The organism is bacterium (genome assembly GCA_040755795.1).
GTDB lineage: Bacteria > UBA9089 > CG2-30-40-21 > CG2-30-40-21 > SBAY01 > JBFLXS01.
In genome coordinates, this window is record JBFLXS010000199.1 from 1 (window position 1) to 7143 (window position 7143).

The window sequence follows — 7143 nt, forward strand, 5'->3', positions numbered from 1 at the left end:
CTAAGTAACATGCAAATTCAATCTTAACAGAGCACTATAATCTTTGCGTTCTTTGCGGTTAATTTCTTTGCGTTCTTTGCGGTTAAAAAAGGATAAACCACTTAATCTTAAAAAAAACTTGAATATCAAGTAATAGAAATTTATGGAAATTTGTTGTTTTCCACAATCAATTTCTACCTATTTCTATAAATTTCAATCTATATTCTATTATCTTATCTCCATATCACTCTTATCTCCTTATTCCCTTTCTTACACTTTTGATATATAATTTTACGAATATGAATGGATTCCTGCCTTCGCAGGAATGACATGAGAGGTAGAAATGTTACTCATCAATTGAATAGCGACGGAGCACTATTTTTTCATTTTTATTTAAATTGCTGTTTGGATAAGCATATTTAAAATAGAATAATTCTCTTCTTTTATCTTTATTACCCAATACACTAAACTTGAATAAAATGTTTAAAACATAGTCGACGTTTTTTTCAGCGACTATTTTAGGGTCAGACCGTGAATGTTGAATGTAAAAGGAACTGCTTTCCCCTGAAAATAGGAAGTAGAAAGTAGAGAGTAGAAAGTAAAGAAAACATCACTCCTTAAGCCTATCTCCTTACCTCCCATCTTCTATCTCCTACCACTATTTTCATCCTCATTTGTGAACCAACGGTTCATGAGCATTTCTCCATTCAAAGTCTGACCCTCATCCCTCTTCGCTTTCTCTCAACTCGTTATGGCGTGAAGGTAAATGTCTCAATATCTTCACTTAAGGTCTCTCCAGTAATCCAGTTTAAGAATCTACCACCACATTTATAGTTTCCTTCAGGTTCCCAACCTGTAAAATGATGTGTGAATAAATCTACTGAGAACTCAGCATCAGGGAGTAATGTAATGCTGGGTATGTTTACTAAAGAGAATAACTCAGTAGTTGGTAACTCAAGCCATACCTTTGCATCTACTGTAGAAGTTGCAGGACCGTTGGTAACATGTGCTGCTATAGTTAATGTATCACCCACTGTAAATTCAGTCTGATTCAGGATAATGTCAATCTTAATCTCTTTTACCACCATCGGTGTAATCGCTATTCCAACAGGTCCATCACCAACAGGTATAGGACTTCCAACCACTGCATTTGTACTTGTGTCTATTACTGAAACATTATCTGACTCCCGGTTAGTCACATAAGCATAGTTACCATCTGGTGTAATCGCTATTCCCCAAGGACCATCACCAACAGGTATAGGACTTCCAACCACTGCATTTGTACTTGTGTCTATTACTGAAACATTATCTGACCACAAGTTAGTCACATAAGCATAGTTACCATCTGGTGTAATCGCTATTCCAATAGGATAATCACCAACAGGTATAGGACTTCCAACCACTGCATTTGTCCTTGTGTCTATTACTGAAACATTATCTGACCCTGCGTTAGTCACATAAGCATAGTTACCATCTGGTGTAATCGCTATTCCATAAGGATAAACACCAACAGGTATAGGACTTCCAACCACTGCATTTGTCCTTGTGTCTATTACTGAAACATTATTTGACCCTGAGTTAGTCACATAAGCATACGGTTGTGCATTTAGATTATTTGGAATTATCGTCTGTCCTGCCCAAATCACCCCAGTAATCGTAAGAATTGTTACTGTTTTCCAACATTTGCAAACCATTTTTTATCACTTCCTTTCTTTTTTTATTTTTTGGTAACCGAATTATAACGAATATAGCGAAATTTTTTCGTTCAATTTTGCTAAAGCAGGATACTTTGTATTCGCTAAGTTCGATTACCTAAATCTTGCATAATTATATCAAAAAAAAAATGTTTTGTCAAGCATTTTTTGTCAGTTAACTCTTCTTTTCTCCACTTCTCCATCTTCTCCCTTTCTCCTTATTTTTATCCTACCTGAACCCTTACTACTTAACGAACTTAGCTACCATATCCCCAACTTCAGATGTTGACATACCCATTTTACCGGCAGACATATCTTTGATAACCCCGGCGGAGAGAAGTTTAATGACAGCATTTTCAACCAATGTTGCCGCTTTTTTCTCGCCAAGATTATTCAACATCATCTGAAGACTTAAGATAGTGGCTAATGGATTAATTTGATTTTTGTTGGTATATTTTGGGGCAGAGCCATGAATAGGCTCAAACATAGAAACACCATGAGGATTGATATTTCCTCCTGCCGCTATTCCCATTCCACCTTGAACCATCGCCCCTAAATCTGTAATAATATCCCCAAACATATTACAGGTAACGATGACATCAAACCATTCTGGATTTTTCACCATCCACATACAGCAAGCATCAACATAAGCATGGTCTTTAGTTACCTCTGGATATTCCTCCCCCACCTCTTTAAATACTCGTTGCCAGAGGTCATGACCATAAGTCAAGACATTTGATTTATCGACTAATGTAAGTTTTTTTCTCTTTGTCGTTCTGGCTAATTCATAGGCATACCTGATGCACCTTTCTACCCCTTTGCGGGTATAGAGCATCTCTTGAATAGCCACTTCATCACTGGTATTTTTCTTTAAAAATCCACCTATGCCAATATAAAGACATTCAGTATTTTCGCGAACTACGATAAAATCAATCTCCTCTGGTCCTTTATCTTTAATTGGGGTATAGACACCCGGATATAATTTAATCGGTCTTAAATTAATATATTGGTCTAATCCAAATCTAATTTTAAGTAATAATCCTTGCTCAAGGATGCCTGGTTTAACATCTGGATGACCAATGGCACCCAGATAAATCGCCGACATCTGTTTGAGTTCATTCAAGGCAGAATCAGGCAATACCTCACCTGTTCGTAAATATCGCTCTCCACCAAAATCATAATTTATCAATTCATACTTGAGAGCAGTTACCTCTGCAACTGCTTCTAATACCTTTAGTCCTTCTCTTACTACTTCAGGACCAACTCCATCTCCTGGAATAACAGCAATTTTGTGCATAAATTCTTCCTCCTTTTTTTTGGTAAATGGTAACTGGTGAATGGTAATTAGTTACCAATTACCAGTCACCAGTTACCAATTAACCGATTATTTACTTTTAATTTCGTGAAGCCCTATCCACTACCTACTGCTCTATCACAGCAGAACACTACTTCTTCTTTTCCCTTAAGGCAAGTATTACCTTTCGTGGTTCTATGGAAATAACCTTAATTCCAGTAGGTGTATAAACTTCATCCGGAATCAGGTTATATGAATATGTTCCTGGTTTATTACTCTTTGATAAATCAATTGGGAGATAAAAAGCAGATGCCTGACATTTCAAAATAACACTTCTATTCCCTTGCACAGTAATAAATACATTTTTTGTCGTTAGTGAGGATACTATTAAATTTTTTGGGATATTTTCCAGTGTAATGGCGATACTAAAATCTCTAATTATAGATACTCCACCACTTGTAGAAAACCATAATAGCACAGCTAATAAAAAACAAGATAATTTTAGCCAGAGGTTATTGATAATCCAACGGTAAATGTGTAAATGTGTCATTTTAGATTCTCCTGAAAATACTTTTTTGCCACAGAGACACAGAGAACACAGAGATGTTATTAAAATTATGGACAAGCCTGCGACTCTACCACCTAAACCTTGTTCTCTTGAACCATTAAACTATCCCACCATCAAACCATAAAACTCTATTTTCATCGTCCTTTGTGCCCCAGCGGGGTATGAGCGTTTCCCCTGAAAATAGCCTTTGGAGTGCGAAAGATTGCTTTCGCTTTTCCTCCTGCGAAAGCGGTAGCAAGCTACCGCACTCCATATATTTTCATCGTCCTTTGTGCCCCAGCGGGGTATGAGCGTTTCTTCTGCAGTAACCATTTACTTAAATGTATCTACCCTTCTTTTTGTCCTTCTTTTGCTTTGTACCAGGTAAGCATTTGAGTAAGGCTTTCTTCATCGAGGTTACCACGCATCTTGCCATCTAAGGCAATGGATATATTCCCTGTTTCTTCAGACACGACCAGGATTAAGGCATCTGTTTCTTCGGAAAGCCCAAGTGCGGCGCGATGTCTTGTGCCAAGTGGAGTAACAACATCCGGATTTTGAGTTAATGGCAAAACACAGCTTGCCGCAATTATTTTATCACCTTGAATAATAACTGCACCATCATGAAGTGGACTATGAGGGGTAAATATTGTCTTAAGTAGTTCATAACTTACTTCTGCATCTATTTTTACCCCTGTTTCGATATAATTTTTCAGGCTTATATTTTGTTTTAAAACAATTAATGCCCCTAATTGTTCCTTTGATAATGACATTATTGCTTTTACAATTTCTGGAATCAATCGGCTTTCATTCTTAAAAAATTTTCTCAAAATGTAGTTTTTATCAATTTCGCCAATTACCTGTCTTAATTCTGGTTGAAATAAGATAACAAACGATAACGGTAGGATAGTCCATAGGCTTGTCAGTATCCAATCGATGGTATATAATTGGAATAGATTGGCGGCAAAGGAAGCAACAATAAGGAAGACAAGGACTTTTACTCCTTGCACCGCCCTTGTTCCCTTTATCAAGATAAATAGCCAATAAAAGGCACAGGCGATTAATAACATTTCAATTATATCTAAGAATCTAATTGGTAGAAGAGGAAATTTAAACATTTATTCACACCCTATTGTTTGGTAAATGGTAACTGGTGAATGGTAAATGGTGAATGGTAAATGGTAACTGGTGAATGGTAATTAGTTACCAATTACCAATTACCAGTTACCAATTACCAGTCACCAATTACCAGTTACCAATTACCAGTTACCAATTACCAGTTACCAATTACCAGTTACCAATTACCAGTTACCAATTAACCGATTATTTACTTTTAATTTCGTGAATCCCTATTCACTTTTCACGGTTATCCCCTGTTTATAGCCATTAAGAACTCCTTATTATTTTGTGTGGAGTGCATTTTTTCAACGATTAATTCCATACTTTCTACTGGATTCAATGGGGTAATGGCTTTACGCAGTAGCCAGACCTTATTCAAGTCGTCTTCCTCTAAAAGTAACTCTTCTCGCCGGGTTCCTGATTTGGAAATATTGATAGAAGGGAATAATCGACGGTCAACTAAACTGCGGTCTAAAAGGACCTCCATATTCCCCGTTCCCTTAAATTCCTCAAAAATAACCTCATCCATTCTACTTCCTGTATCAATTAAAGCCGTAGCAAGAATGGTTAAACTTCCGCCTTCTTCGATATTTCGTGCCGCACCAAAGAATCGTTTTGGCCGATGTAAGGCATTTGAATCGACACCACCAGAAAGCACCTTTCCAGAGGCAGGAACTACTTGATTATAAGCCCTGGCTAATCGCGTGATACTATCCAGCAAGATGACAACATCATATTTATGTTCGACTAATCTTTTTGCCTTTTCAATTACCATTTCCGCGACTTGAACATGCCTACTCGCTGGTTCGTCAAATGTCGAACTTATCACCTCACCCTTAACTGACCTTTCCATATCTGTGACCTCCTCAGGTCGTTCGTCGATAAGCAAAACGATTAATTTAATTTCCGGATGGTTAGTCGTAGTTGAATTAGCCAGTTTTTGTAATAATACTGTTTTCCCGGTGCGTGGCGGTGCGACAATTAATCCTCGTTGTCCTTTGCCAATAGGGGTAAGTAAATCCATAATGCGCATTGAGATCTCTTTTGATTCTCGCTCTAAATGAATTCTTTTATCCGGGTATAATGGGGTAAGATTATCAAACAATATCCTATCAGCCGCTTTGTCAGGGTCATCGAAATTGACTGCCTCTACCTTTAAAAGGGCAAAGAATTTCTCATTTTCTTTTGGTGGCCTTATTTGTCCAGAAACCGTATCCCCGGTTTTTAAACTAAATTTTCTTATCTGAGAAGGTGAAATATAAATATCATCTGGTGAAGGAAGATAATTATATTTTGGTGACCTCAAAAAACCATATCCATCAGGTAATATCTCTAATACTCCTTCTCCAAACAAGAGCCCTTTTTCTGCCGCTTGAGCCTGTAAAATGGCAAAAATAAGCTCCTGCTTTTTCATCCCACTAACCCCTTCTATCTTTAATTGATGGGTTAAGTCGCTTAGTTTTGAAATGCTCATTGCTTGCAAATCTGATAAGTTAAGTTGTCCTTCCACTATATTTTCCTCCTTAAAAAATATATGGCACCTACTATTGTTTCTTCTTTCTTAATAGGCACACTATCATATCTAAATTCTTCTCCTTCTATGAGTATCCGTTCATCGATAATAGAAGAATCACTAATATCCTTCACCGCAGGAAAGATTTCATTCAAAGATTTTCCGATTATCTTTCTGCCACGACCGGTGATTGTCAGATTGATGCCGGCTAAATTCATATAAGTTATTTTCAATTTATTATCAACAATCACCACAGGATAAGGGAAATTAGCAAAAATTGTTTCGAAGTGCTGGGTAGCTAAGTCCGGGTATCCTTCCCAGGCACAGATTAAATCAAATCTATTCCACCAATCAACTACCCTACCTTTAACATCAATAACCGGGATAGTCGTAACTTTTTTAAAGTTTTGAAGTAACCCTTGTAAGATTTGATAATCTTTTTCTAATATCACCGGGACAAGATGGTCTGAAATGACTTTTGTCAGTGGTGTTGTCAAATTTGAAGTAATCGTAGATGATGCAATTAAACTCTCTTTTACCAGAATTCCAATAATACATTTATTTTTATCTACCACAGGTAAGTTTTTTATTGGATATTTATAAAAAAAACTCAAGATGTCAATTTTTGTTCCGCGGTCTTTTTTTATTCCTTGTTCCCTGGTGGGCATATATTATTTCTCCCAAAACTTAGTGAAAATCCTTAAATAGCAGGGTAATCTTTTTTATTCCTCAGGATATTTAAAAAGAATTAGAGAAGCACTTTTTAGAAAAAATTGATTTTACTTGGGAAAGATTTTTGGTTGGTCCTACTTTCCGTTAATTAAAATTATACCATAATATCTTTTTTTTGTCAAGTGGATAACAAAATTTTCAGCAATTCTCGGTGAAACTAAATAAACAGCCCAAGTAACCACCTTAAAGCCATTTTTTGCTTTTTAAACATCTTCTTCCTCTAAATTGCTTAAAATTTCCCCCTCCTAAACCTCTGGAGAATCTC

General features: G+C 36.6%; 7 protein-coding genes and 3 pseudogenes. 4 read left to right on the plus strand and 6 right to left on the minus strand.

Annotated features, from left to right (window positions below; translation table 11 throughout):
- The first annotated feature begins 142 nt into the window (after positions 1 to 142).
- Positions 143 to 268: a hypothetical protein gene (locus AB1414_12605; protein MEW6608264.1), complete on the plus strand. Its 126-nt coding sequence runs from the start codon at positions 143 to 145 to the stop codon at positions 266 to 268.
- A 460-nt stretch (positions 269 to 728) separates the two neighbouring features.
- On the opposite strand, the gene AB1414_12610 is transcribed toward AB1414_12605, so the two are convergent.
- From AB1414_12610 to cdaA, 4 genes are all read right to left on the minus strand, one after another.
- Entirely contained in the window at positions 729 to 1673 is a 945-nt protein-coding gene (locus AB1414_12610; protein ID MEW6608265.1) for a YncE family protein, read from the minus strand.
- Positions 1674 to 1917: 244 nt separating this feature from the next.
- Positions 1918 to 2970 carry a 3-isopropylmalate dehydrogenase gene (locus AB1414_12615; GenBank protein ID MEW6608266.1) on the minus strand — a complete coding sequence of 351 codons (1053 nt, stop codon included), beginning with the start codon at positions 2968 to 2970 and terminating at the stop codon, positions 1918 to 1920.
- Between the two features lie 148 nt (positions 2971 to 3118).
- Positions 3119 to 3517 (minus strand): CdaR family protein, encoded by a 399-nt coding sequence (locus AB1414_12620; protein ID MEW6608267.1) that lies wholly within the window; start codon positions 3515 to 3517, stop codon positions 3119 to 3121.
- A 344-nt stretch (positions 3518 to 3861) separates the two neighbouring features.
- Positions 3862 to 4632: a diadenylate cyclase CdaA gene (gene cdaA / locus AB1414_12625; GenBank protein ID MEW6608268.1), complete on the minus strand. Its 771-nt coding sequence runs from the start codon at positions 4630 to 4632 to the stop codon at positions 3862 to 3864.
- Positions 4633 to 4706: 74 nt separating this feature from the next.
- Here cdaA and AB1414_12630 point away from each other — a divergent pair.
- From AB1414_12630 to AB1414_12640, 3 pseudogenes are all read left to right on the plus strand, one after another.
- Positions 4707 to 4751: pseudogene (locus AB1414_12630) on the plus strand (hypothetical protein).
- Positions 4732 to 4779: pseudogene (locus tag AB1414_12635) on the plus strand (alpha/beta hydrolase). The pseudogenes AB1414_12630 and AB1414_12635 overlap by 20 nt, the downstream one beginning before the upstream one ends.
- A gap of 22 nt (positions 4780 to 4801) precedes the next feature.
- Positions 4802 to 4897: pseudogene (locus AB1414_12640) on the plus strand (hypothetical protein).
- Here the strand turns inward: AB1414_12640 and rho are convergent.
- Complete coding sequence (gene rho, locus AB1414_12645) at positions 4881 to 6143, minus strand: transcription termination factor Rho (protein ID MEW6608269.1); 1263 nt, start codon at positions 6141 to 6143, stop codon at positions 4881 to 4883. The pseudogene AB1414_12640 and the gene rho overlap by 17 nt on opposite strands.
- A complete protein-coding gene (locus tag AB1414_12650; GenBank protein ID MEW6608270.1) occupies positions 6143 to 6814 on the minus strand; it encodes a hypothetical protein in 672 nt (223 codons plus the stop codon). The genes rho and AB1414_12650 overlap by 1 nt, the downstream gene beginning before the upstream one ends.
- Positions 6815 to 7143 lie beyond the last annotated feature (329 nt).

Bases quoted from the DNA above. Each gene is read 5' to 3' on its own strand.
- AB1414_12650 (MEW6608270.1), bottom strand. From the start codon at position 6,814: ATGCCCACCAGGGAACAAGGAATAAAAAAAGACCGCGGAACAAAAATT.
- AB1414_12610 (MEW6608265.1), bottom strand. From the start codon at position 1,673: ATGGTTTGCAAATGTTGGAAAACAGTAACAATTCTTACGATTACTGGG.
- AB1414_12620 (MEW6608267.1), bottom strand. From the start codon at position 3,517: ATGACACATTTACACATTTACCGTTGGATTATCAATAACCTCTGGCTA.
- AB1414_12605 (MEW6608264.1), top strand. From the start codon at position 143: ATGGAAATTTGTTGTTTTCCACAATCAATTTCTACCTATTTCTATAAA.
- cdaA (MEW6608268.1), bottom strand. From the start codon at position 4,632: ATGTTTAAATTTCCTCTTCTACCAATTAGATTCTTAGATATAATTGAA.
- AB1414_12615 (MEW6608266.1), bottom strand. From the start codon at position 2,970: ATGCACAAAATTGCTGTTATTCCAGGAGATGGAGTTGGTCCTGAAGTA.